This window comes from Kitasatospora sp. NPDC087271, assembly GCF_044744605.1.
In the GTDB taxonomy this organism is placed as follows: domain Bacteria; phylum Actinomycetota; class Actinomycetes; order Streptomycetales; family Streptomycetaceae; genus Kitasatospora.
Genome location: NZ_JBIUYQ010000048.1, coordinates 1 through 23,283, shown reverse-complemented (window position 1 = coordinate 23,283; position 23,283 = coordinate 1). Strand labels below are relative to the sequence as shown.

19 protein-coding genes are annotated in these 23,283 nt (G+C 71.4%); 5 read left to right on the top strand and 14 right to left on the bottom strand.

Going from position 1 to position 23,283, the window contains the following annotated elements:
• Positions 1-421: 421 nt before the first annotated feature.
• From ACIO9K_RS37425 to ACIO9K_RS37385, 9 genes are all read right to left on the bottom strand, one after another.
• The gene (locus ACIO9K_RS37425; RefSeq protein ID WP_363624851.1) at positions 422-1,945 is read right to left on the bottom strand and encodes a CoA-acylating methylmalonate-semialdehyde dehydrogenase; all 1,524 of its coding nucleotides are present in this window, start codon (positions 1,943-1,945) and stop codon (positions 422-424) included.
• Positions 1,946-2,274: 329 nt separating this feature from the next.
• Positions 2,275-3,087, bottom strand: a complete 813-nt coding sequence (locus ACIO9K_RS37420; protein ID WP_400336357.1) for a nucleotidyl transferase AbiEii/AbiGii toxin family protein — start codon at positions 3,085-3,087, stop codon at positions 2,275-2,277.
• Positions 3,088-3,157: 70 nt separating this feature from the next.
• Positions 3,158-3,589, bottom strand: coding sequence for a hypothetical protein (locus ACIO9K_RS37415; protein ID WP_363585759.1), 432 nt, complete (start codon positions 3,587-3,589; stop codon positions 3,158-3,160).
• A 152-nt stretch (positions 3,590-3,741) separates the two neighbouring features.
• A complete protein-coding gene (locus tag ACIO9K_RS37410; RefSeq protein ID WP_363585758.1) occupies positions 3,742-5,136 on the bottom strand; it encodes an FAD-dependent oxidoreductase in 1,395 nt (464 codons plus the stop codon).
• A gap of 63 nt (positions 5,137-5,199) precedes the next feature.
• Positions 5,200-6,003 carry an ABC transporter permease gene (locus tag ACIO9K_RS37405; protein WP_363585757.1) on the bottom strand — a complete coding sequence of 268 codons (804 nt, stop codon included), beginning with the start codon at positions 6,001-6,003 and terminating at the stop codon, positions 5,200-5,202.
• On the bottom strand, positions 6,003-6,932 hold the full coding sequence (locus ACIO9K_RS37400) for an ABC transporter permease (RefSeq protein ID WP_350882859.1): 930 nt from the start codon (positions 6,930-6,932) through the stop codon (positions 6,003-6,005). Before ACIO9K_RS37400 ends, ACIO9K_RS37405 begins: the two co-directional genes overlap by 1 nt.
• A complete protein-coding gene (locus ACIO9K_RS37395; protein WP_363585756.1) occupies positions 6,929-8,071 on the bottom strand; it encodes an ABC transporter ATP-binding protein in 1,143 nt (380 codons plus the stop codon). The genes ACIO9K_RS37400 and ACIO9K_RS37395 overlap by 4 nt, the downstream gene beginning before the upstream one ends.
• Positions 8,072-8,117: 46 nt before the next feature.
• Complete coding sequence (locus ACIO9K_RS37390; protein WP_363585755.1) at positions 8,118-9,368, bottom strand: spermidine/putrescine ABC transporter substrate-binding protein; 1,251 nt, start codon at positions 9,366-9,368, stop codon at positions 8,118-8,120.
• 67 nt (positions 9,369-9,435) lie between these two features.
• Complete coding sequence (locus tag ACIO9K_RS37385; RefSeq protein WP_363585754.1) at positions 9,436-10,947, bottom strand: gamma-aminobutyraldehyde dehydrogenase; 1,512 nt, start codon at positions 10,945-10,947, stop codon at positions 9,436-9,438.
• Between the two features lie 356 nt (positions 10,948-11,303).
• Between ACIO9K_RS37385 and ACIO9K_RS37380 the strand changes: the two genes are divergently transcribed.
• The gene (locus ACIO9K_RS37380) at positions 11,304-12,959 is read left to right on the top strand and encodes a PucR family transcriptional regulator (RefSeq protein WP_063347657.1); all 1,656 of its coding nucleotides are present in this window, start codon (positions 11,304-11,306) and stop codon (positions 12,957-12,959) included.
• A gap of 18 nt (positions 12,960-12,977) precedes the next feature.
• Here ACIO9K_RS37380 and ACIO9K_RS37375 read toward each other — a convergent pair whose 3' ends face one another.
• From ACIO9K_RS37375 to ACIO9K_RS37365, 3 genes are all read right to left on the bottom strand, one after another.
• On the bottom strand, positions 12,978-14,177 hold the full coding sequence (locus tag ACIO9K_RS37375) for a spermidine/putrescine ABC transporter substrate-binding protein (RefSeq protein ID WP_063347658.1): 1,200 nt from the start codon (positions 14,175-14,177) through the stop codon (positions 12,978-12,980).
• Positions 14,178-14,245: 68 nt separating this feature from the next.
• Complete coding sequence (locus ACIO9K_RS37370; RefSeq protein ID WP_363585753.1) at positions 14,246-15,604, bottom strand: aspartate aminotransferase family protein; 1,359 nt, start codon at positions 15,602-15,604, stop codon at positions 14,246-14,248.
• A 221-nt stretch (positions 15,605-15,825) separates the two neighbouring features.
• Complete coding sequence (locus ACIO9K_RS37365; protein ID WP_363585752.1) at positions 15,826-17,271, bottom strand: gamma-aminobutyraldehyde dehydrogenase; 1,446 nt, start codon at positions 17,269-17,271, stop codon at positions 15,826-15,828.
• A 301-nt stretch (positions 17,272-17,572) separates the two neighbouring features.
• Here ACIO9K_RS37365 and ACIO9K_RS37360 point away from each other — a divergent pair, with 301 nt between their 5' ends.
• The 4 genes from ACIO9K_RS37360 (at position 17,573) to ACIO9K_RS37345 (ending at position 21,582) form a co-directional block, all read left to right on the top strand.
• Positions 17,573-18,046: an Lrp/AsnC family transcriptional regulator gene (locus ACIO9K_RS37360; RefSeq protein WP_030243538.1), complete on the top strand. Its 474-nt coding sequence runs from the start codon at positions 17,573-17,575 to the stop codon at positions 18,044-18,046.
• The gene (locus ACIO9K_RS37355) at positions 18,043-19,437 is read left to right on the top strand and encodes an aspartate aminotransferase family protein (protein WP_350882875.1); all 1,395 of its coding nucleotides are present in this window, start codon (positions 18,043-18,045) and stop codon (positions 19,435-19,437) included. The genes ACIO9K_RS37360 and ACIO9K_RS37355 overlap by 4 nt, the downstream gene beginning before the upstream one ends.
• Before the next feature lie 210 nt (positions 19,438-19,647).
• Positions 19,648-20,403, top strand: coding sequence for an ATP-binding cassette domain-containing protein (locus ACIO9K_RS37350; RefSeq protein WP_363624862.1), 756 nt, complete (start codon positions 19,648-19,650; stop codon positions 20,401-20,403).
• 27 nt (positions 20,404-20,430) lie between these two features.
• Positions 20,431-21,582 carry a hypothetical protein gene (locus ACIO9K_RS37345; RefSeq protein ID WP_400336351.1) on the top strand — a complete coding sequence of 384 codons (1,152 nt, stop codon included), beginning with the start codon at positions 20,431-20,433 and terminating at the stop codon, positions 21,580-21,582.
• 45 nt (positions 21,583-21,627) lie between these two features.
• Here ACIO9K_RS37345 and rlmN read toward each other — a convergent pair whose 3' ends face one another.
• Together rlmN and ACIO9K_RS37335 are read right to left on the bottom strand one after the other, a co-directional pair.
• Positions 21,628-22,728 (bottom strand): 23S rRNA (adenine(2503)-C(2))-methyltransferase RlmN, encoded by a 1,101-nt coding sequence (gene rlmN / locus ACIO9K_RS37340; RefSeq protein ID WP_363624865.1) that lies wholly within the window; start codon positions 22,726-22,728, stop codon positions 21,628-21,630.
• A 177-nt stretch (positions 22,729-22,905) separates the two neighbouring features.
• A partial coding sequence (locus tag ACIO9K_RS37335; protein ID WP_400336349.1) for a transposase occupies positions 22,906-23,283 on the bottom strand: 378 nt, incomplete at its 5' end.

Genomic DNA, 23,283 nt, shown 5'->3' with positions numbered 1-23,283 from the left:
CCAGCGGGCCCTCCGGGCGCTTCGTTCTTTCGTGTTCCCAGCTTACCAGATGTTTTCCGCCCCGTTTCCGGCGCTTCGTTCATCCAACTCGCTGGTGTCTTCTGCGGCTTGACGCCCCGTCCGACGTTTCAAACTCTAGCCGATCCCTACTCCGAAAAGCGAATCGACCGCAATCCAATAAAACGAACACGCCGAATAAGAACCAAGCCGCGACAAGACGCGACCCGGCCCGAACCAGGAAATGGTGTTTCAAAAGGATTGGCTGCCCCGGGACCGTCCGCGCGGAGATGCGTGTCCGGTGCTCCCAGCCAGGCAGCTCGAAGAACTCTACGCGCGATCGCGACCGGATGCAAACGGGGTGCAAAGGGCCAGCCGGACCCCGGGGAGAGGGGTCCGGCCGGCACGACCGCAGGGCGGGGGATCAGCTGTTGGTGGGGAAGCCGAGGTTGATGCCGCCGTGCGAGGGGTCCAGCCAGCGCTGGGTCACGGCCTTGCCGCGGGTGAAGAACTGCACGCCGTCCGGACCGTACGCGTGGGCGTCGCCGAACAGGGAGGCCTTCCAGCCGCCGAAGGAGTAATAGGCGACCGGGACCGGGATCGGCACGTTGATGCCAACCATGCCGACCTCCACCTCGAACTGGAAGCGCCGGGCCGCGCCGCCGTCGTTGGTGAAGAGGGCGGTGCCGTTGCCGTACGGGTTGGCGTTGATCAGTGCCAGGCCCTCGTCGTAGGAGGCGACGCGCACGACGGAGAGGATCGGGCCGAAGATCTCGTCGTTGTAGACGGACATGCCCGGCTTCACGTGGTCGAACAGGGTGGGGCCGAGCCAGAAGCCGTCCGAGGTCGGGGCGCCGTTCTCGTCCTCGGCGGTGACCGGGTGCTTGCGGCCGTCCACGGCGAGCTCGGCGCCGTCGGCGACCCCGGACTCGACGTAGGAGGTGACCTTGTCGCGGTGCTGGCCGGTGACCAGCGGGCCCATCTCGGAGTCGCCGTTGCAGCCGGGACCGACCTTCAGGGTGGCGATCCGCTGCTTGATCTTGTCGACCAGCTCGTCGCCGATCGGGTCGACCGCGACCAGGACGGACACGGCCATGCAGCGCTCGCCGGCCGCGCCGAAGCCCGCGTTGACCGCGGCGTCGGCGGCCAGGTCGAGGTCGGCGTCGGGCAGGACCAGCATGTGGTTCTTGGCGCCGCCCAGGGCCTGCACGCGCTTGCCGTAGCGCGTACCGGTCTCGTAGACGTAGCGGGCGATCGGGGTGGAGCCGACGAAGCTGACGGACTTGACGTCCGGGTGCTCCAGCAGGCGGTCCACGGCGGCCTTGTCGCCGTGCACGACGTTGAAGACGCCGTCCGGCAGGCCGGCCTCCTTCCACAGCCCGGCGAGGAAGTTGGCGGCGGACGGGTCCTTCTCCGAGGGCTTCAGGACGACGGTGTTGCCGGCCGCGATGGCGAGCGGGAAGAACCACATCGGCACCATGGCCGGGAAGTTGAACGGCGAGATGATCGCGACCGGGCCGAGCGGCTGGCGGATCGAGTAGACGTCGACGCCGGTGGACGCCTGCTCGGTGAAGCCGCCCTTGACGAGTTGCGGGATGCCGCAGGCGTACTCGACGACCTCCAGACCACGGGCGATCTCGCCGAGCGCGTCGGAGTGGACCTTGCCGTGCTCGGACACGATGATCGCGGCCAGCTCGTCGCGGCGGGCGTTCAGCAGCTCGCGGAAGGCGAACAGCACGGTGGTGCGCTTGGCGACCGAGGCGGTGCGCCACTCCGCGAAGGCCGCGGCTGCGGCGGCCACGGCCTGGTCGACCTCGGCGATCCCGGCGAAGTCGACCTGGCCGGCGACCTGGCCGGTGGCCGGGTCGAAGATGTCACCGCGGCGGGGCGCCGCGCCGGCGGTGGCGACGGGCTCGCCGCCGATCCAGTGAGTGATGTGCTTGCTCAAGTCCGTCTGCCTCCGAAGTCCCGGGCGGCGTCCTGCCGCCGGTCCTGTCTGGCGCCGCCCGCGAGTGGGCCGGGCGACGGGATTCACGGGGCTACCGCGTTCGTCTCCAGTCTGGTGGCCGCCGCGCCAGGCCTCAACGAACAGGCTGACGGGGATCGCGGATTCAGCCTTACAGGTCGTCCGGTTGCTCGGCCGAACGCGTGAGAGAGCACGAACGTGTGAAGCCGGACCCGCAAGGACGAACACACGAGGACGGACGCGCGAGGACGGACGCGCAGCAACGAACCCGCAAGACGAGCGCGCAAGGACGAAGCGCCGCCACCCCGCGTTCAGGACTCCTCGTCTTCCAGGTACGGGTCGTGCAGACCGTCAGCCGCCTCCTGGGTCTCCAGCAGGTCCAGCCGCAGGTCCTGGGCCCAGGCGAGCGCCCACCGCTTCAGCCCGCCGACCGCTCGTGCCGCGACACCCCGGGCCCGGAACCGCCCGTCCGCCGCCTCGGCCAGCGTCTCCAGCCGGTCGGCGAGCGCCGCGGGCTGGAAGTCCGCGTCCAATTCGCCTGCCAGTGCGAGGAGCTCGCCCTCCCGGTAGCAGTCGGTGAGGGCGTGCACATCGACCAGGTCCCGCGGCATGCCGCGGTCCACCAGCAGCGCGGTGGTGAGCGCGGCGGCGTCCTCCAGGGCGACGACCGGCAGGACCACCGGCAGGACGACTGGCGGCGCCACCGGCGGGACCGCCGACAGCACCACCGCCGGCTCGCCGGGCGGGGGCGCGGCAAGGTCGAAGCGCACCGGCCGGTGGGCCAGCGGCTCCTTCCGCAGCTCCACCGAGTGCGACCGCCCGCCGAGCGCGAGCCGGACGGTGAGCTGCTCCAGTCGCGGCGTGCCCGGGCGTTCGGCGACCCCGCCGCCGGCCGCGCGGTAGGCCTCGCCCAGCGCGGCGGCCACCTCCGGCAGGTCGGCCCCGCCGGTCACCAGGGTGAGGCCGTCCTGCGGGCAGGCCGCGACGCCGTGGGCGCGCAGCGCGTGCCCGCCGGCCAGGGCGAGCCCGTACCGGTCGCAGACGGGGGCCGCCAGTACGGCGAGGCGCAGCTGGGCCGGGCCCGGTCGAAGGGGCGCGTCGACGGCGCCCGGGGCGGTGGTCACGTTTCCAGTCTGACGCGACCGCCCGCCCCGCGCGCCACCGCCGGCCGGGGCCGGAGCCCGGACCGCGGGATCACCAGCCGCTGAGCCCGGCCGCGGCCTCGTGCAGGGCGAGCTCCAGCAGCACCGGGTCGTTGAGCCGTCCGGAGCCGTCGGGCGGGACCAGCCAGCGCACCCCGCGGCTGCGGCGCTCGGGGTGCGGGACGACGATCCAGGTGCCCTCCCCCGCGCTGCGCACGCCCGTGCCGATCCAGCGGGCGGCGGTGCCGACGGGGACCAGGAAGCTGACGTGCTCGTCCCCGAAGTCGGTGAGGACGGGGCCGCAGGAGCCGGTGTCCAGGATCTCCAGCGCCGGGCGCCCGAGCCGTCCGGGGACGGAGAGGACGTCCCAGCGGCGGCCGGCCGGTAGCAGCATCAGCCCCAGTCCGGTGCGCTCCCATTGCTCCCGGAAGGCCTCCGGGTCCGGTGCCACCTGGGCGAGCCAGTGCAGTCCGGTGCTCTCCATGTCTGTCCCCGCTTCTTGCCGCTGGTTCCGGTCGGGTCGTCCCGGTCGGGACGCGGCGGGGAGACCGAGACCCGCCGTCACCAAGGAGAGGCGGACGGCGGGTCTCTCTTACACGGATAACACGGATGACACGGATAACGCGGACAACGGGGTCAGCTGTCGAAGCCGAGCCCCATGCGGTCGAGCGTGCGCAGCCAGAGGTTGCGGTGGCCGCCGTTGCGGTCCGCGCGCTCCAGCGAGCGGGTGGTGATCTCGATCCCGGCCCAGCGCACCGGCTCGGGCGGGAACGGCAGCGGCTTGCTGCGCACCATGTCCAGCGAGGTGCGCTCGGTGCGCTCGCCGGACAGCAGGTCGAGCATCACCTCGGCGCCGAAGCGCGTCGCGCCGACGCCGAGCCCGGTGTACCCGGCCGCGTACGCGACCTTGCCCCGGTAGGCGGTGTCGAAGAACGCCGAGAACCGGCTGCAGGTGTCGATGGCGCCGCCCCAGGCGTGGGTGAACCGCAGGCCCTCCAGCTGCGGGAAGCAGCGGAAGAAGTGGTTCGCCAGCGTGCGGAAGGTCTCCGGCCGCTGGTCGTACTCGTGTCGGACGTGGCCGCCGTAGTGGTAGACGGCGTCGTAGCCGCCCCACAGGATCCGGTTGTCGGCGGAGAGCCGGAAGTAGTGGAACTTGTTGGCGCTGTCGCCGAGTCCCTGCCGGCCGCGCCAGCCGATCGCGGCGAGCTGTTCGTCGCTGAGCGGCTCGGTCATCAGCGCGTAGTCGTACACCGGCACGACGTACGGCCGGACCCTCTTGACCAGCGACGGGAACACGTTGGTGCCGAGTGCGACGCGCCGGGCGAAGACCCGTCCGTACGGGGTGCGGACGGCCATGCCGCTGCCGTACTCCCGCAGGTCGGTGGCCCGGGTGTGCTCGAAGATCCGCACGCCCTGGCCGAGGCAGGCGTCCCGCAGGCCCCAGGCGAGCTTGGCGGGGTGGACCATCGCCACGCCCTCCTTGTCCCAGAGGCCGCCGAGGAAGGTCGGCGAGTCGACCTCGGCGCGCAGCTCGTCGGCGTCCAGGACGGTGATGTCGAAGCCGTACCGGGCGACGGCCTCGGCGATCTCGTGGAGTTCCTCGACCTGGTGCGGCTGGGTGGCGACGTCGATCTCGCCGGTGCGCTCCCACTCGGCGTCGATGCCGTAGCGCTTGAGGGTGGCCTCGATGCCGTCCAGGTTGGCGGCACCGAGGCGTTCCAGCTGGGCGAGTTCGGCGGGCCAGCGTTGCAGGCCGTTGCCGAAGCCGTGGGTGAGGCTGGCCGCGCAGAATCCGCCGTTGCGCCCGGACGCGGCCCACCCGACCTCGTTGCCCTCGACCAGCACGACGTCCAGCGAGGGGTCGCGTTCCTTGGCGATGAGGGCGGTCCACAGGCCGGAGTAGCCGCCGCCGACGACCAGCAGGTCGCAGGTGGTGTCGCCGACCAGGGCGGGCAGCGCCGCCGGCCGGCCCGGGTCCTCCAGCCAGAAGGGGGTGGGCCTGGCGTCACTGAGTGCGCGGGCGGAGTCCATGCATTATCAGCCACTTTCTGTACTTAGGCGATGGTTTGTTCGGCCACCACACCCGACCGTACGTCAGGCGGTGGCCTTCCGGCGGTTGCCCAGCCACTGGCCGCCGACGGTCAGCGCGACGGCGGCGATGAACATCGCGGTGCCGATGACGTTCACCTGCACCGGGATGCCGCGCTGCGACGCGCCCCAGACGAACATCGGGAAGGTGACCGTGGTCGGGCCCGAGTTGAACTGGGTGATGATGAAGTCGTCGAAGGAGAGCGCGAAGCTGAGCAGCGCTCCCGCCGCGATGCCGGGGGAGGCCAGCGGCAGGGTGACCCGCAGGAAGGTCTGGGTGGGGGTCGCGTAGAGGTCCTGGGCGGCCTGTTCGAGCCTCGGGTCCATGCTCATCACGCGGGCCTTGACGGCCGTCACCACGAAGCTGAGGCAGAACATGATGTGCGCGATGAGGATGGTGGTGAAGCCGAACGGGATGCGCATGTTGAGGAACAGCGTCCCGAGCGAGGCGGCCATGACCACCTCGGGCATGGCCATCGGCAGGAAGATCATCGCGGTGGTGGCCGAGCGGCCGCGGAAGCGGTAGCGGGCCAGCGCGAAGGCGACCATGGTGCCGAGCACGGTGGCGCCGATGGTGGCGAGCACCGCGATCTGCAGGCTGAGCGAGAGCGACTGGCACATGTCGGCCACGCCGCAGGGGTTGGTCCAGGCGTCGGTGGAGAACTCGTTCCACTCGTAGTTGAACTTGCCGACCGGCTTGTTGAACGAGAAGGCGAGCACGACCAGGTTGGGCAGCACCAGGTAGGCGAGGGCCAGCAGGCCGGCCAGCACCACCAGGTGGGCGCGTATCCACTTGGTAATCCGGGACATCAGACCAGTTCCTCCGTCCCGGCCTTGCGCATGTAGACCGTCACCATGCCCAGGATCAGGGCCATCAGGATGAAGCTCAGTGCGGCAGCCGTGGGGTAGTCGAGCACGTTCAGGAACTGCTTCTGGATGCCGTTGCCGACCATCTGCTCGCTCGGCGAGCCCAGCAGTTGGGCGTTGATGTAGTCGCCGGAGGCCGGGATGAAGGTGAGCAGGGTGCCGGCGACCACCCCGGGCAGCGAGATCGGGAAGGTGACCTTGCGGAAGGTGGTGAACGGCCGGGCGTACAGGTCGCCGGCCGCCTCGTGCAGGCGGGGGTCGATCCGCTCCAGCGAGGTGTACAGCGGCAGGATCATGAACGGCAGGAAGTTGTAGGTGAGACCGCAGACCACGGCGAGCGGCGTGGCGAGCACCCGGTCGCCGGAGGTGAGGCCGAGCGCGTTGGTGACGTCCAGGACGTGCAGGGTGTTGAGCACCCCGACCACCGGCCCGCCGTCGGACAGGATGGTCTTCCAGGCCAGCGTGCGGATCAGGAAGCTGGTGAAGAACGGCGCGATGACCAGGATCAGGATGACGTTGCGCCAGCGCTTGCTGGCCTTGAAGGCGATCGTGTACGCGAGCGGGTAGCCGACGGCCAGGCAGAGCACGGTGGCGATGCCCGCGTAGGAGAACGAGCGGACGAAGTGCCACTTGTACTCGACCAGGGCGTCCCAGTAGGTCGCGAGGTGCCAGGTGACCTTGAAGCCCGCTTCGAGCGAGCCGGTCTGCAGCGAGGTGGACGCCTGGTAGACCATCGGGACGGCGAAGAAGACGACGAGCCAGGCGATGCCGGGCAGCAGCAGCCAGTACGCGGTGAGCTTGCGCTTCGGCTTCCGCGCCGGTTCCGCGAGCGGTATGACCTGTGACGGGGCGGCCGGGGTGGTGGTGGTCATGCGGCCTCCTCCGCGGTGCCCGCGTCGATCGCCTGCGCGGCGTCCAGGGCGAAGGAGTGCGCCGGGTTCCAGTGCAGCAGGACGGGCGCGCCGGGGACGATCCGGGCGTCGCGCTCCATGTTCTGCTCGAAGACGGTGACCTCCTGGCCGCCGTCGGTGCGCACCACGTACTGGGTGGAGACGCCGATGAAGCTGGAGTCGAGGACGGTACCGGCCAGCCGGTTGCGGCCGTCGGCGACCTCGGCGGAGGCGTGCGCGATGGTGATCTTCTCCGGGCGCACGCCCAGGTGGACCTGCCTGGCCTCGGTGGCGCAGCGCGCCTTGGGCACGGCGAGGCGGACGCCGGCCGCGCTGAGCAGCAGGTCGCCGCCGTCGGTGCCGGTGACCTCGGCGGGCAGCAGGTTGGACTGGCCGAGGAAGTTGGCCACGAAGGTGGTGGCGGGGTTCTCGTACAGCTCGGCGGGGGCGCCCAGTTGCTCGACCCGGCCGCCGTTCATCACCGCGATGGTGTCGGCCATCGTCATGGCCTCCTCCTGGTCGTGGGTGACGTGCACGAAGGTGATGCCGACCTCGGTCTGGATCCGCTTGAGCTCCAGCTGCATCTGGCGGCGGAGCTTGAGGTCGAGCGCGCCGAGCGGCTCGTCGAGGAGCAGCACCTGGGGGTGGTTGATCAGGGCGCGGGCGACGGCGACGCGCTGCTGCTGGCCGCCGGAGAGCTGGTGCGGCTTGCGCCGGGCGTACTGGCCGAGTTCGACCAGCTCCAGCATCTCCTCGACCTGCTTCTTGACGTCCTTGCGGCCGCGGCGGCGCAGGCCGAAGGCGACGTTCTCGAAGATGTCGAGGTGCGGGAAGAGCGCGTAGCTCTGGAAGACGGTGTTCACCGGCCGCTTGTACGGGGGCAGGGCGGTGACGTCCTGGCCGCCGATCAGGACGGTGCCGCTGGTGGGCTCCTCCAGGCCCGCGATCATGCGCAGGGTGGTGGTCTTGCCGCAGCCGGAGGCGCCGAGCAGGGCGAAGAAGGAGCCCTGCGGGACGGTGAGGTCGAGCGGGTGGACGGCGGTGAAGGCGCCGTAGGTCTTGCCGATGCCGGTGAGGCGGACGTCGCCGCCGGCGGCCGCGTCGCGCTGCTGGTCTGTCATGGGTGTCTTCCTGGGTTCTCTGCCGGGAGTGGGCCGCGCGTGGGGGTCAGGCGCCGATGAGCTTGGAGAACTTCTGCTCGAAGTCGCTCTCCTCGGTCTCGGTGAGGGTGCGGAACACGTGCGACTTGGCCGCCATCTCGGGGGTGGGTACGACCAGCGGGTTGGCCGCGCTGTCCGGGGCGAGGGTGGCGAGTTCGTCCTTCATCCCGGTCACGGCGGAGACGAAGCCGATGCCCGCGACCAGCTGCGCCGCGATCTTCGGCTGATAGTAGAAGTCGATCAGCTTTTCCGCGTTCGCCTTGTGCTGCGCCCGGGCCGGGATCAGCATGTTGTCCGTCGAGGAGACGTAGCCCTTCTCCGGGATGACGAACTCGATGTCCGGGTTGTCGGCGCGCAGTTGGATCAGGTCGCCGCCCCAGGCGACGCAGGCCGCAATGTCGCCGGAGGACAGCTCCTGGCCGTAGTCGTTGCCGGTGAAGCGGCGGATCTGCTTGCTGTCGACGCCCTTCTGCAGCCGGGCGACGGCGGCGTCGTAGTCGTCGGCGGTGAACTTCGCCGGGTCCTTGCCCAGGTCCAGCAGGGTGATCCCGATGCTGTCACGCATCTCGGAGAGGAAGGTGACCCGGCCCTTGAGGTCGGGGTCGTCCAGCAGTTGGGAGACGCTGGTGACCTCCTTCCCCTTGGTCGCCTTCTTGTTGTAGGCGATGACGACCTGGATGCCGGCCCACGGGTAGGAGTACAGCCGGCCCGGGTCCCAGTCGGGGGCGCGGAAGCGGGAGTCGATGGTGGTGATCGCGGTGGTGACGTTCGCCGGGTTGAGCTTCTGCGCCCAGCCGAGCCGGATCAGCCGGGCGGCCATCCAGTCGGTGAGGACCATCAGGTCGCGGCCGGTGTCCTGGCCGGCCGCGAGCTGCGGCTTGACCTTGCCGAAGAACTCGACGTTGTCGTTGACGTCCTCGTTGTACCTGACCTTGACGCCGGTGGCCGCGGTGAAGGCGTCCAGGGTGCCGTGCTTCTGCTTGTCCTTCTCGTCGGTGTCGATGTACAGCGGCCAGTTGGAGAAGTTGACCACCTTCTCGCTGTCCGAGAGGTCCTTGGCGGCGTTGGCGGTCGAGTCGCCGCCGACGGTCCTGGCCGCCGGGATCCCGCAGGCGGCCAGCGTGCCCGCACCGGCGGTCAGCGCGGCGGCCCGCAGCAGGGTGCGGCGGCCGATCGCGGCCCGGCCGCTGGTCAGGCTGCGTTCCCAGGCCTTGCGGACCGGTTCGGGCAGACCGTCGGTGAACTCGTTGAACGCCATGGAACGGGCCTCCTGGGGGTAAGAGGTCGAATCGGGGCGCCCTGGGGGCGGCGCCCCTGGGCAGGGGTTATCTGTCTCCGAAGACGGTGCGGTGCCAGTCCTTGCGGGCGACCGCGGTGGTGTCGAACATGACGTGCTTGACCTGGGTGTACTCGTCCAGCGAGTACTGGGACATGTCCTTGCCGTAGCCGGACGCCTTGTAGCCGCCGTGCGGCATCTCGCTGATGATCGGGATGTGGTCGTTGACCCAGACGCACCCGGCCGCGATCTCCCGGGTGGCGCGCAGCGAGCGGTGCACGTTGCCCGTCCAGGCGGAGGCGGCCAGGCCGTAGGGGGTGTCGTTGGCCAGCCGCAGGCCCTCGTCGTCGGTGTCGAAGGGCAGCACGACCAGCACCGGGCCGAAGATCTCGCCCTGGACCACCTCGCTGTCCTGGGCGGCGCCGGTGATCAGGGTGGGCGCGTAGTACGCGCCGCGGGTGAGGTCGGTGCCGTCGTGGCCCTTCTCCGGCGCGCGGCCGCCGGTGACCACGGTGGCGTAGGAGCGGGCGCGTTCGACGAAGCCGGCCACCCGGTCCCGGTGGGTGTACGAGACCAGCGGGCCGAGGTCGGTGTGCGGGTTGAGCGGGTCGCCGATCCGGATCGCGGCGTACAGCTCGGCCACGCCGGCCACGAACGCGTCGTACAGCGGGCGCTGGACGTACGCGCGGGTGGCGGCGGTGCAGTCCTGGCCGCCGTTGATCAGCGAGGCGGCGACCGCGCCGTGCACGGCGGCGTCGAGGTCGGCGTCGTCGAAGACCACGAACGGGGCCTTGCCGCCGAGCTCCAGGTGGGTGCGCTTGACGCTCGCGGTGGCGAGTTCGGCGACCCTGCGGCCGACCGGGGTGGAGCCGGTGAAGGACACCATGGCGACGTCCGGGTGCGCGACCAGGTGCTCGCCGGTGGTGCGTCCGGCGCCGGTGACCACGTTGACCACGCCGTCCGGGATGCCCGCCTCGGTGCAGGCCCGGGCGAACATCAGCGAGGTGAGCGGGGTCAGCTCGGACGGCTTGAGCACGATGGTGTTGCCCGCCGCGATCGCCGGCAGGACCTTCCAGGCGGCCATCTGCAGCGGGTAGTTCCACGGCGAGATCGAGCCGACCACGCCGATCGCCTCGCGGCGCACGTAGGAGGTGTGGTCGCCGGAGTACTCGCCAGCCGCCTTGCCCTCCAGGTTGCGGGCGGCGCCGGCGAAGAACGCCACGTTGTCGATGGTGCCGGGGACGTCGAACTCGGTGGCCAGCTTGACCGGCTTGCCGGTCTGCGCGGTCTCCACCCGGGCGAGGTCGGCGCTCGCCGAGGCCAGGACGGCGGCCAGTGCGGTCAGCGCCTCGGAGCGGGCACCGGGGGTGGCGCGGGACCAGCCGGGCAGGGCCGCCTTCGCGGCGGCCACGGCCGCGTCGACCTCGCCGGTGGTGGCCAGGGCGACCTGCTCGACCACGCTGCCGTCCGCGGGGTTGACGACCTGGAAGGGCTCGCCGCTCCCCCGGGTCTGCCGGCCCGCGATGTACTGCGCGCCCGCGCCGAAGTCGGTCAGGTCCATCTGGTTCCTCCAAGTGCCGGTGGGTCGACTGCCACGGCGATTCTCACGGTTGTGCCGTGGGGGAATCCGACCGGCTGATCACCGGGGTTGCGCGATCCTGGCAGTCCGGCGGACTCCGGACAAGGGATTCCGCTGTTGCATTCCGGCAACGCGATGGATTCCGGCGTGAGGTCTGTTTTTCGCCACAGCCGACCCGCTGACCATGCCCGCTGCCGCCCCGGCGTGACAAGGGTCACTGCGACAACCTCGGCGGGTAGGGCCTTACAGGGTGCAAGGGTTCACCGAGGGCGACAGGTCGTCGCCGCGATGGATGATTTACCTGACACTCTGGTCCCTCAAGGCCCTGGAGGCCCGCGATGCTCCCCACCGTCGCCCGCGTGCTCGACCTGGAGGTGATGCGGCGCGGCCTGCCCCAGGTCGTCGCCGGCGCCGACCACCTGGAGCGGCCCGTCCGCTGGGTCCACGTGAGCGAACTGCCCGACGTCGCCGGGATGCTCCAGGGCGGCGAACTGGTGCTCACCACCGGCATCGCGCTGCCCGACGACCGCGAGGGCCTGGCCCGCTACGTCCGCGAACTGGACGAGGTGGGGGTCGCCGGCCTGGTCGTCGAGTACGGCCGGCGCTACTTCGACTCGCTGCCCCGCGCCCTGGTGCACGCCGCCGAACAGCGCGGCCTGCCGCTCATCACGCTCCGCCGCGAGCTGCGCTTCGTCGCCGTCACCGAGGCCGTGCACGCGCTGGTGGTCAACGCCCAGCTGGAGCAGCTGCGCGTCTCCGAGGCCGTCCACCAGGTGTTCAACGAGCTGGTGGTGGAGGGCGCCGAGCCGCCCGAGGTGATCCGCCAGGTGGCCCGGATGGCGGGCGCGCCGGTCGTCCTGGAGAACCTCGCACACCAGGTGCTCGCCCACGACACCGCCGGCCGCCCGGAGGTCGAACTGTTGGAGGACTGGGAGCGCCGCTCCCGCGGGGTCCGCCCGCCCGGCCGCACCGGGCACGACCCGCGCAGCGGCTGGCTGGTGACCACGGTCGGCGCCCGCGGCCAGGACTGGGGCCGGCTGGTACTGGTGCAGGATCCGGGCCCGCTGCCCGAGAACGAGGCCCACCCGCACACCATGCTGCTGGAGCGCGGCGCCTCCGCGCTGGCACTCAACCGGCTGGTGGTGCGCGACCGGGAGAGCCTGGAGCGGCAGACCCACCGCACCCTGCTGTCCGGCATCCTCACCCACGCGCTGACCGTCTCCGAGGTGGCCCTGCGCGCCCAGGCGCTCGGCGTCCCGCTGGAGGGCCGTCGGCTGGTCGGGGTGGTGCTGCGGCAGCGGCGCGGCCCGATCCCGGCCGCTCTGGAGGCGCAGGCCCGGCTGCGTGACTTCACCGAGCTCGCCGCGGGGGCCGTCCGGGCCTGCCGGCTCTCCGCCCTGGTCGGCGCGCTGGACGACGAGGGCGTCGGCGTGCTGATCACGCTCGGCACCCAGCAGGACGAGCACGCCGCCCTGGACGCCTTCTCGGCCACGCTGCGCCGGATGTCGGCCGAGGCCGGCCGGGACGACGCCGCCGCCGCACCGGCCCCGGTGGTCGCGGTCGGCTCCTCGGTCGGCTCCGTCCGGGACGCCCGGCGCACCCTGCTGGAGGCCACCCAGGTCGCCGACGCGGCCCTGCACGACGCGCCCGGCGGCCGGGCCGCCTCGTACTACCGGCTGCCGGACGTCCGGCTGCGCGGCCTGCTCCACCTGCTGCGCGACGACGCCCGGCTGCAGACCTACGTGGAGCGGGAGCTCGGCCCGCTGCTGGCCCACGACGCCGAGCACAACGGCCAGTTGGTGCAGATGCTGCGGATCTACCTGGAGCAGGGCCGGAACAAGTCGGCGGCGGCCGACGCCGCGCACCTGTCCCGGCCGTCCTTCTACGACCGCCTGCACAAGGTCGAGCGGATCCTCGGCGTCGACCTCGACCAGGTGGAGTCCTGCCTCTCCCTGCACGTGGCACTGCTCGCCCTGGACGCCGTCCGCCGCTGACCTCTGCACGCCGGTGGCCTACACGCCGGTGATGCGCCCCCAGACCTTGTGCAGTTCGGGCCGCTCCGCCGAGGTGACGTCGCGCATGGTGTGCAACCGGGCGCGCATCTCGTCGGTCGGGAAGAGCAGCGGGTTCTCCGCCAGTTCGGCCTTGTCCTTGTCACCGCTGGCCGCCAGCACCTCGCGGGCGGCCGGCACCGGGCAGATGTACTGGACGAACGCGGCGAGTTCGGCGGCCACCTCGGGCTGGTAGTAGTGGTCGATCAGCAGCTCGGCGTTGCGCTTGTGCCGGGCCCGGTTGGGGATCATCAGGCTCTCCGCCCACAGCTCGCCTCCCTCCTGCGGCACCACGAACTCGATGTCCGGGTTCTGGGCGGTCAGTTGGACGGCGTCGCCGGAGTAGGCCTGGCAGGCGACGGCGGCGCCGGAGGCGAGGTCGCTGGTGTAGTCGTTGCCGGTGAAGCGGCGGATGTGGCCGGTGTCGACCATCTTCTGCACGGTGTCCATCGCCCGGTGCGCGTCGTCCTCGCCGAACCGGGAGACGTCCGCGCCCTGGGCGAGCATCAACAGCCCGAGCGCCTCGTCCAGCCCGGCGAACAGGGTGACCCGGCCCTTGAGGTCGGGCGCCCAGAGGTCCGCGGTCGACTTCAGCTCCCGGCCGAGCGCCTTGCGGTTGTACGCGATGCCGGTGATCCCGGACTGCCAGGGCACGCTGCGCCGGCGCCCGGGGTCGAAGGCCGGGTCGGCGAGCTGCGGGTCCAGGTTGGCGGTGACGTTGGGCAGGTTGGCCCGGTCCATGGCCTGCACCCAGCCGAGCGAGACGTACCGGCCGGCCATCCAGTCGCTGACCACCATGAGGTCCCGGCCGGGGTCGGCGCCCTGGGTGAGCACCGGGCTGATCTTGCCGAAGAACTCGTCGTTGTCGTTGATGTCCTCGGTGTAGGTGACCGCGATGCCGGTCCGCTCGGTGAAGGCGTCCAGGGTCGGCCGGTGCCCCTGGTCGTCGGTGTCGATGTACTGGGTCCAGTTGGAGAAGGCGAGCCGCTGCTCGCGGTCCGAACGGTCCTGGACCGAGCGGCGGTCCTCGGCGACGTACGCGGACGGGATGCCGCAGCCGGTCAGCGTGCCGGCGCCGAGCAGCGCGGCCCCGCCGAGCACCGAACGCCGGCGGATCGTACGGGAGTTGTGGGGGCGGGTCGGGGTGGTGCTGCTGGGCATGGGGAAGGCCTCCGGAGCGTGGGACGGCCCCGGGCGTGCGCGACACCCGGGGCCGTCCGGTCGGTACGTCAGACGGTGTGCGCGTCGGCGAGCGACAGCACCTCGTCGAGCACCGCGAGACCGGTCTTGGCCTCCTCCTCGGTGACGGTGCACGGCGGGACGACGTGGAGGCGGTTCATGTTGACGAACGGCCAGAGCCCGCGCTGCTTGCAGGCGGCGGCCAGCTCGGCCATCGGCGCGTTGGCGGCGCCGGCCGCGTTGTACGGGACCAGCGGCTCGCGGGTCCCGCGGTCCTTCACCAGGTCGAGCGCCCAGAACACGCCGAGGCCGCGGACCTCGCCGATCGAGGGGTGCCGCTCGGCCAGCTCCCGCAGGCCGGGGCCGAGCACGGTCTCGCCGATGTGCTTGGCGTTCTCGACGATGCCCTCCTCCGCCATGGCGGTGATGGTGGCGACGGCCGAGGCGCAGGCCAGCGGGTGGCCGGAGTAGGTGAGCCCGCCCGGGAACGCCCGCTCGGCGAAGGTGGCGGCGATCTCGGCGCTGATCGCCACGCCGCCCAGCGGGACGTAGCCCGAGTTGACGCCCTTGGCGAAGGTCAGCAGGTCCGGGGTGACACCCCAGTGGTCGGCCGCGAACCACTCGCCGGTGCGGCCGAAGCCGGCCATCACCTCGTCGAGGATGAACACGATGCCGAAGCGGTCGCAGATCTCCCGGACCCCGGCCAGGTAGCCCGCCGGCGGGATCAGGATGCCCGCCGTACCGACCACGGTCTCCAGGATGATCGCCGCGATCGTCCCGGGGCCCTCGAAGGCGATCACCTGCTCCAGGTGCTCCAGTGCGCGCTCGCACTCCTGCGCCTCGTTCTCGGCGTGGAAGTTGGAGCGGTAGGCATACGGGCCCCAGAAGTGCACCACGCCGGAGACGCCGGTCTCGTTGGCCCAGCGGCGCGGGTCGCCGGTGAGGGCGATCGCGTTGGCGGTGGCGCCGTGGTACGAGCGGTAGGCGGACATGACCTTCTGCCGGCCGGTGTGCAGCCGGGCCAGCCGGACGGCGTTCTCGACCGCCTCGGCGCCGCCGTTGGTGAAGAAGATCTTGTCGAGGTCGCCGGGGGTGCGCTCGGCGATCAGCCGGGCGGCCTCGCTGCGCGCCTCGACCGCGAAACCGGGGGCGATGGTGCAGAGCTTCGCCGCCTGCTCCTGGATCGCGGCGACCACCTTCGGGTGCTGGTGACCGATGTTGGTGTTGACCAGCTGCGAGGAGAAGTCGAGGTAGCGGTTGCCGTCGTAGTCCCAGAAGTACGAGCCCTCGGCGCCGGCCACCGCGAGGGGGTCGATCAGCGCCTGGGCGGACCACGAGTGGAAGACGTGCGCGCGGTCGGCGGCCTTGACCGCCTGGCCGGCGGCTGAGTCAGCGGTGGGGATGCTCATGCCGGTAAGGCTAGGGAGTCGCGGCCCCGAAGTGCAGTTTCATCTTGTCAGCCGGTCACGCGAACGGCCGACAGGATGCAAAGACACCGGGCCCGGGTCGAAAGGACCCGGGCCCATTGTCCGTTCACACGATGGACGCGCGATCAGATCGCGGTCATACAGCGCCCGACCGCCACGACCCGCTAGATCGCGGTCATACAGCGCCCGACCGTCACGACCCGCTAGATCGCGGTCATGACGTGCTTCACCCGGGTGTAGTCCTCGAAGCCGTACGCGGAGAGGTCCTTGCCGTAGCCGGACTTCTTGAAGCCGCCGTGCGGCATCTCGGCGACCAGCGGGATGTGGGTGTTGATCCAGACGCAGCCGAAGTCCAGCCGGCGCGACATCCGCATGGCGCGGGCGTGGTCCTTGGTCCACACCGAGGAGGCCAGCGCGAAGTCGACGCCGTTGGCGTAGTCGACGGCCTGGTCCTCGTCGGTGAACTTCTGCACGGTGATGACCGGGCCGAAGACCTCGTTCTGGATGATCTCGTCGTCCTGCCGCAGGCCGGAGACGACGGTCGGGGCGTAGAAGTAGCCCTTCTCGCCGACCTGGTGGCCACCGGCCTCGACCTTGGCGTGGGCGGGCAGCCGCTCGATGAAGCCGGCCACCTGCTTCAGCTGGTTGGCGTTGTTCAGCGGGCCGTACAGCACGTCCTCGTCGTCCACGCCGCCGGTCTTGGTCTCGGCCGCGGCCTTGGCCAGCGCCTCGACGAAGGCGTCGTGGATCGACTCGTGCACCAGCACGCGGGTGGCGGCGGTGCAGTCCTGGCCGGCGTTGAAGTAGCCCGCGACCGAGATGCCCTCGACGGCCTCGGCGATGTCGGCGTCCTCGAAGACCACGACCGGGGCCTTGCCGCCCAGCTCCAGGTGGACGCGCTTGACGTCCTTGGAGGCGGACTCGGCGACCTGGATGCCGGCCCGGACCGAACCGGTGATGGAGGCCATCGCCGGGGTCTTGTGCTCGACCATCAGCCGGCCGGTCTCGCGGTCGCCGCAGATCACGTTGAAGACGCCGGCCGGCAGCTCCAGGTCCTTGAGGACGCCGCCGATGATCTCGGCGAGCAGGACGGTGGAGGCCGGGGTGGTGTCCGAGGGCTTCAGGACGACGGTGTTGCCCGCGGCGATGGCCGGGGCGAACTTCCAGACGGCCATCATCATCGGGTAGTTCCACGGCGCGACCTGGGCACAGACGCCGACCGGCTCGCGGCGGACGATCGAGGTCATCCCGTCCATGTACTCCCCGGCGGCCTTGCCCTCCAGCATGCGGGCGGCACCGGCGAAGAAGCGGATCTGGTCCACCATCGGACCGATCTCCTCCGAGAGGGTCAGCCCGCGCGGCTTGCCCGTGTTGCGGACCTCCGCCTCGACGAGCTCGTCGGCCCGGGCCTCGACCGCGTCGGCGATCTTGAGCAGCAGCTTCTGGCGGGTGCTCGGGGTGGCGTCACGCCAGACCGGGAAGGCGGCGGCGGCCGAGGCCATGGCGGCGTCCACATCGGAGGCACCGGACAGCGGGGACGTCGCGTAGACCTCACCGGTGGTGGGGTCGACGATGTCGAGCGTGCGGCCGTCCGCCGCGTCGACGAACTCACCGTTGATGTAGTTGCGCAGCGTGCGAAGGTCGCTCACGGGGTCTCTCCTCGGTCTGGGCCTGCGGCGTTGCAGTTTCCGGCGCCATGGTACGTCGGCTGGTCCGGCGCACGAAGGGTGTCGGGTGGCCGGGCCCTGGACGGCGCGGTCCACTGGTTTGGGGGAACGCGCGCTGCGCTGCGGGGCTGCGCGCGTACCGTGCCAGGGTAGCCGCATGACTGCTGGTATCGACAGGTGCAGTGCACGTAGGCGATGAAATCCGTACGCGGATTCCAAGATCACGACGAAATCAGCAGATTCCTCGCTTGCGAACAGGAGAACGATCAGGCACAGTGGCGGCGTGGCCAACCGCGACCGGAACGCGAGCGTTCCCCTCGATGCCGCCTCCAAGGCGATCATCGAGCAGCTCCAGGAGGACGGACGCCGCCCGTACGCCGCCATCGGCAAGGCCGTCGGCCTGTCCGAAGCGGCCGTGCGCCAGCGCGTCCAGAAGCTGCTCGACCAGGGCGTGATGCAGATCGTCGCCGTCACGGACCCGCTCACCGTCGGCTTCACCCGCCAGGCGATGGTCGGCATCCGGGTCGAGGGCGACATCGAGCCCGTCGCCGACGCGCTGGCCGCCCTCGACGAGGTCGACTACGTCGTCTGCACCGCAGGCTCGTTCGATCTCCTGGCCGAACTGGTCTGCGAGGACGACGAGCACCTGCTCGAACTGATCAACAAGCGCATCCGCGCGCTTCCCGGCGTGCGGAGCACCGAGAGCTTCGTCTACCTGAAGCTCCGGAAACAGACCTACACCTGGGGCACCCGATGACAGCCGACCCGGCGCAGAAGGACCTTTCCAAGACCGCCTACGACCACCTGTGGATGCACTTCACCCGCATGTCGTCGTACGAGAACTCCCCCGTGCCGACGATCGTCAAGGGCGAAGGCACCTACGTCTGGGACGACAAGGGACGCAAGTACCTCGACGGCCTCGCCGGCCTGTTCGTCGTCCAGGCCGGCCACGGCCGCGAGGAGCTGGCCGAGGCCGCCGCCAAGCAGGCCAAGGAGCTCGCCTTCTTCCCGGTGTGGAGCTACGCCCACCCGAAGGCCGTCGAGCTGGCCGAGCGCCTGGCCAACTACGCCCCGGGCGACCTGAACAAGGTCTTCTTCTCCACCGGTGGCGGCGAGGCCGTCGAGACCGCCTGGAAGCTCGCCAAGCAGTACTTCAAGCTGACCGGCAAGCCGACCAAGTACAAGGTCATCTCGCGCGCCGTCGCCTACCACGGCACCCCGCAGGGCGCCCTGTCGATCACCGGCCTGCCGGGCCTGAAGGCCCCGTTCGAGCCGCTGGTGCCGGGCACCCACAAGGCCCCGAACACCAACATCTACCGCGCCCCCGCCTTCCTCGAAGGCCCGGACGGCACGGTCGACCCCGAGGCCTACGGCCGCTGGTGCGCCGACGAGATCGAGGTGGCCATCCTCAACGAGGGCGCCGAGACCGTCGCCGCCGTCTTCGTCGAGCCGGTGCAGAACGCCGGCGGCTGCTTCCCGCCGCCGCCCGGGTACTTCCAGCGCCTGCGCGAGATCTGCGACCGCCACGACGTGCTGCTGGTCTCGGACGAGGTCATCTGCGCCTTCGGCCGCCTGGGCACCATGTTCGGCGCCGACAAGTTCGGCTACCAGCCCGACATGATCACCTGCGCCAAGGGCATGACCTCGGGCTACTCCCCGATCGGCGCCACGATCATCTCGGACCGCCTCGCCGAGCCGTTCTACAAGGGCGACAACACCTTCCTGCACGGCTACACCTTCGGCGGCCACCCGGTCTCCTCCGCGGTGGCGCTGGCCAACCTCGACATCTTCGAGCGCGAGGGCCTGAACCAGAACGTCCTCGACAACGAGGCCGCGTTCCTGGGCACCCTGAACAAGCTGCGCGACCTGCCGATCGTCGGCGACGTCCGCGGCAACGGGTACTTCTACGGCATCGAGCTCGTGAAGGACAAGGTCACCAAGGAGTCGTTCAACGACGACGAGGTCGAGCGCGTCCTCTACGGCTTCCTGTCGAAGGCCCTCTTCGACAACGGCCTGTACTGCCGCGCCGACGACCGTGGCGACCCGGTCATCCAGCTGGCCCCGCCGCTGATCTCCAACCAGTCGACCTTCGACGAGATCGAGCAGATCCTGCGGACCAGCCTCACCGACGCGTGGGCGAAGATCTGACCCCTGATCCTCCCTCCCCACCCTCCGCCGAAGGGCGGTCCCACTCCCCCGGGACCGCCCTTCGGCGTTTTCCGGCGCGGACAGCCGATCAAACATGCCTGATTGCGGGTGATTTGCCCGCGATGGACCAGAGCGCCGCAACCGCACCAGGCCCCAGTCGTTCTAATCTGACGACTGTCATATCCCAGCGGCCACCCAGGATGGAACCTCATGTCAGCGGCACCGCCTGACAACGACGTGCTGTGGGCCCGGGGGATCGTCAAGTCCCATCACGGCACCCCCGCCCTGCGGGGCATCTCGATCGGCGTCCGCGAGGGCGAAGTGCTCGCCGTCACCGGCCCGCGCGGGTCCGGCAAGAGCACCCTCCTCGGCTGCCTCTCCGCCCTCCTCACCGTCGACGAGGGCGAGGTCTGGTTCAACAGCGCGCCCGTCCACACCCTCGGCCGGGCCGGGCGCGAACGGCTGCGCCGCGACCGCTTCGGCTTCGTCGGCTCCGAACCCCACCTGGTGCCCGAACTGACCGCCCGGGAGAACGTCGCCCTGCCGCTGCTGCTCGCCGGCGCCGGCAACAAGGCCGCCTACACCGCCGCCGACGAATGGCTGGAACGCCTCGACGTCGGCGAGGTCGCCCGGCAGCGCCCCGACCGGCTGCTCCAGGACCAGCGCCAGCGGATCGCCGTCGCCCGCGCCCTCGCCCCGCTGCCGCCCGTCGTCTTCGCCGACGACCCCACCGCCCCGCTCCACCGCGAGGCCGCCGACCAGGTCCTGCGGATACTGACCAGCGCGGCCCGGTCGCACCAGCTCACCCTCGTCCTGGCCACCCACGACCCCGAGCTCGTCCGGTTCGCGGACCGCGCCGTCGCCCTCGTCGACGGACGGCTCACCGCCCCCGCCGCCCCCGTCCCGCGCGGCCCCGCCGTCCCGGGGGCGGCCGGCGCGTCCGCCGTCTCGGCCACCCGCCGCTGACGACGCCGAGCCGCTGAAAGAGTCGACGTGTTCTATCTCCGTCTGGCCCGGGGCTACCGGGTGCCCGACCTCGGCCGCTGGCTGCTCACCGTGCTGGCCGCCGCCGTGGTCTCCGCCTTCCTGCTGCGCTCCCTCGGCCGGGCGATGAGCGACCCGCTCGGCGGCGAGGACGCGCTGGTGCGACTGCTCTGGTGCCTGCCCCCGCTCGCCGCCGTCGCCTGGTTCGCGGCCGTCACCGCCCGCGCCGTACCCGCCCAGCGGCCCGAACGGATCACCGGCCTGCGCGCCGCCGGAGCCGGCTCCGGCCGGATCCGCACCCTGATCGCCGGTGAGGTCGTGCTCGCCTGCACCCTCGGCAGCGTGCTCACCCTGCTGGTCTTCCTGGTCCTGCGCAACGACATCGCCGGGCCCGCGCTCGCCCCCGACCTCGGCATGGGCGTACCGCTGCCGGCCGTCGCGCCGGTCGCCCTGCTCGCCCTGGTCCCGCTCACCGCCGGGATCGCCGCCGCCTGCGCCGTCCCGCCCACCGAGTACCTGCCCGGCAGCCGCACCCACCGCGGCACCGGCTTCGGCGCGCTGCGGGTCGCCCTGCCGGTCGGGCTCGCCGTGATCGGCCTCGCCCTCGAACTCATCGCCCTGCGGCCCGGCGCCGCCGCCGACGGCCGGCCGATCCACCTGCCCGCCGGGCTCGGCAGCACCAGCACCGCCGCACTCGGCGGATGGGCCGCCAGCGCGGTCGGGCTCGTCCTGCTCACCGGCCCGTTGCTGTCCTGGACGGGACGGCTGCTCGCGCTCGGCCGGCCCACCCCGCTGCGGCTGCTGGCCGGCCGCGGACTGACCGCCCAGGCCCGCCGCCTCGGCCCTCCGCTGGCCGTGCTCACCCTCGCCCTCGCGCTGGTGCTCACCACCATCCGCTACTGGATCGGCACGCCCGACAGCGCCGACGTGCTGCCCGCCGTCGAGGCCTGCCTGGTGCTCGGCTGCGCGGCCGCCGCCGTGGCCGCCCGGCTGGCCGAGGTCCGCACCGACCGCCGGGACGTCACCGACGTGCTGCTGCGCCTCGGCACCTCGCCCCGGCTGCTGTTCGGCGCGGTCGCGCTGCGCACCCTGGCGGTGGGCACCACGCTGCTGGTGACCGGCGGGGCGACCGCCGCACTGGCGGCCGCCGGCCTGCGCTGACTTCCCGGCCTGCGCTGACTGCCCGGCCTGCGGTGACCCGCCGGCTCAGCCCGCCGCGGCGAGCTGGCCGCAGGCGCCGTCGATCTCCTGGCCACGGGTGTCACGGACGGTCGTCGGCACCCCGTGCGACTGGAGCCGGCGGACGAACTCGCGCTCGTCCTCGGGCCGGGAGGCGGTCCACTTGGAGCCCGGCGTCGGGTTCAGCGGGATCAGGTTGACGTGCACCCGGTGGTTCTTGATCAGCCGGCCGAGCAGGTCCGCCCGCCACGCCTGGTCGTTGATGTCCTTGATCAGCGCGTACTCGATGGAGATCCGCCGGCCGGACTTCTCCGCGTAGTTCCACGCGGCGTCCAGCACCTCGGCGACCTTCCAGCGGGTGTTCACCGGCACCAGCTCGTCGCGCAGCTCGTCGTCCGGGGCGTGCAGCGACAGCGCCAGGCGGCAGCTGAGGCCCTCGTCGGCCAGCCGGTTCATCGCCGGGACCAGGCCGACGGTGGAGACCGTGACACCGCGCTGGGACAGGCCGAAACCGTCCGGCGCCGGGTCGGTCAGCCGGCGGATCGCGGCCAGCACCCGGTTGTAGTTGGCCAGCGGCTCGCCCATGCCCATGAAGACCACGTTCGACAGCCGCGCCTCGCCGCCGGGGATCTCGCCGGCCTTGAGCGCGCGCATCCCGGCGGCGATCTGCTCGACGATCTCGGCGGTGGACAGGTTGCGGGTCAGCCCGGCCTGGCCGGTCGCGCAGAAGGGGCAGTTCATGCCGCAGCCCGCCTGCGAGCTGATGCACATGGTGACCCGGTCCGGGTAGCGCATCAGCACCGACTCGACGAGCGTGCCGTCGAAGAGCTTCCAGAGCGTCTTGCGGGTGCTGTCGTCGTCGCAGGACACGTGCCGCACGACCGACATCAGCTCCGGCAGCAGGCTCCCGGTGAGCTTCTCCCGGCTGGCGGCGGGGATGTCCGTCCAGCCCTCCGGGTCGTTCGACATCCGGCCGAAGTAGTGGTTGGAGAGCTGCTTGGCGCGGAACGGCTGCTCGCCCAGCTCGGCGACGGCCTCCTTGCGCTCGGCGGGGCTCAGGTCGGCGAGGTGTCGCGGGGGCTTGGCGCCGCGCGGCGCGACAAAGGTGAGTTCTCCGGGCTTAGGCATGGTTCATCCAGTGTCGCAGACGCCGGGAGCGGGCCGGGACGTGCGAGGGCCCCGGACGCGCGGGCGTCCGGGGCCCTTCCGCCGCTCGCGGCCGGAGGCCGGGTCGAGGGCCTGTCCGAGGGCCGGACAGGCCCTAGAAGGCTGATGAAGATCTTGGTGTGATCGGGGCTGCCGCCGTCAGGCGGCAGCCCCGATCTGCCAGGTGGTGCCGTTGTGGGTGAGTCCGAGGTTGATCAGGGTCCGGAGGTTGAGGGCTGCGGCTCGGGTGTGGAGCCAGGCGTTGTTCTTGATCGTTCCCCGGTAGCGCAGGCGGCGGTTGCCGTGGCCGACGAGCCAGGCGACGGCGCGTTCCACGGGCGGGCGCCAGCGGCGGTAGGTGGCTTGCCAGTCGGGTGTGCTCGCCGCCTGGCGGGCTTGGGACATGAGGTCGTGGTCGGGGCGGATGGTGACGATCCGGCCGGCCTTGGCCCGGCTGCACCGTTCGCGTAGGGGACATCCGGTGCAATGGCCGGTGAAGACCGCCTTGCGCTGCATGTGTCGGCCGGACGGTGCGGA

Coding starts and splice junctions, on each gene's coding strand:
- rlmN (WP_363624865.1), bottom strand. CDS start 22,728: ATGCCTAAGCCCGGAGAACTCACCTTTGTCGCGCCGCGCGGCGCCAAG.
- ACIO9K_RS37390 (WP_363585755.1), bottom strand. CDS start 9,368: ATGGCGTTCAACGAGTTCACCGACGGTCTGCCCGAACCGGTCCGCAAG.
- ACIO9K_RS37350 (WP_363624862.1), top strand. CDS start 19,648: ATGTCAGCGGCACCGCCTGACAACGACGTGCTGTGGGCCCGGGGGATC.
- ACIO9K_RS37410 (WP_363585758.1), bottom strand. CDS start 5,136: ATGGACTCCGCCCGCGCACTCAGTGACGCCAGGCCCACCCCCTTCTGG.
- ACIO9K_RS37370 (WP_363585753.1), bottom strand. CDS start 15,604: ATGAGCATCCCCACCGCTGACTCAGCCGCCGGCCAGGCGGTCAAGGCC.
- ACIO9K_RS37375 (WP_063347658.1), bottom strand. CDS start 14,177: ATGCCCAGCAGCACCACCCCGACCCGCCCCCACAACTCCCGTACGATC.
- ACIO9K_RS37380 (WP_063347657.1), top strand. CDS start 11,304: ATGCTCCCCACCGTCGCCCGCGTGCTCGACCTGGAGGTGATGCGGCGC.
- ACIO9K_RS37385 (WP_363585754.1), bottom strand. CDS start 10,947: ATGGACCTGACCGACTTCGGCGCGGGCGCGCAGTACATCGCGGGCCGG.
- ACIO9K_RS37400 (WP_350882859.1), bottom strand. CDS start 6,932: ATGACCACCACCACCCCGGCCGCCCCGTCACAGGTCATACCGCTCGCG.
- ACIO9K_RS37405 (WP_363585757.1), bottom strand. CDS start 6,003: ATGTCCCGGATTACCAAGTGGATACGCGCCCACCTGGTGGTGCTGGCC.
- ACIO9K_RS37415 (WP_363585759.1), bottom strand. CDS start 3,589: ATGGAGAGCACCGGACTGCACTGGCTCGCCCAGGTGGCACCGGACCCG.
- ACIO9K_RS37355 (WP_350882875.1), top strand. CDS start 18,043: ATGACAGCCGACCCGGCGCAGAAGGACCTTTCCAAGACCGCCTACGAC.
- ACIO9K_RS37395 (WP_363585756.1), bottom strand. CDS start 8,071: ATGACAGACCAGCAGCGCGACGCGGCCGCCGGCGGCGACGTCCGCCTC.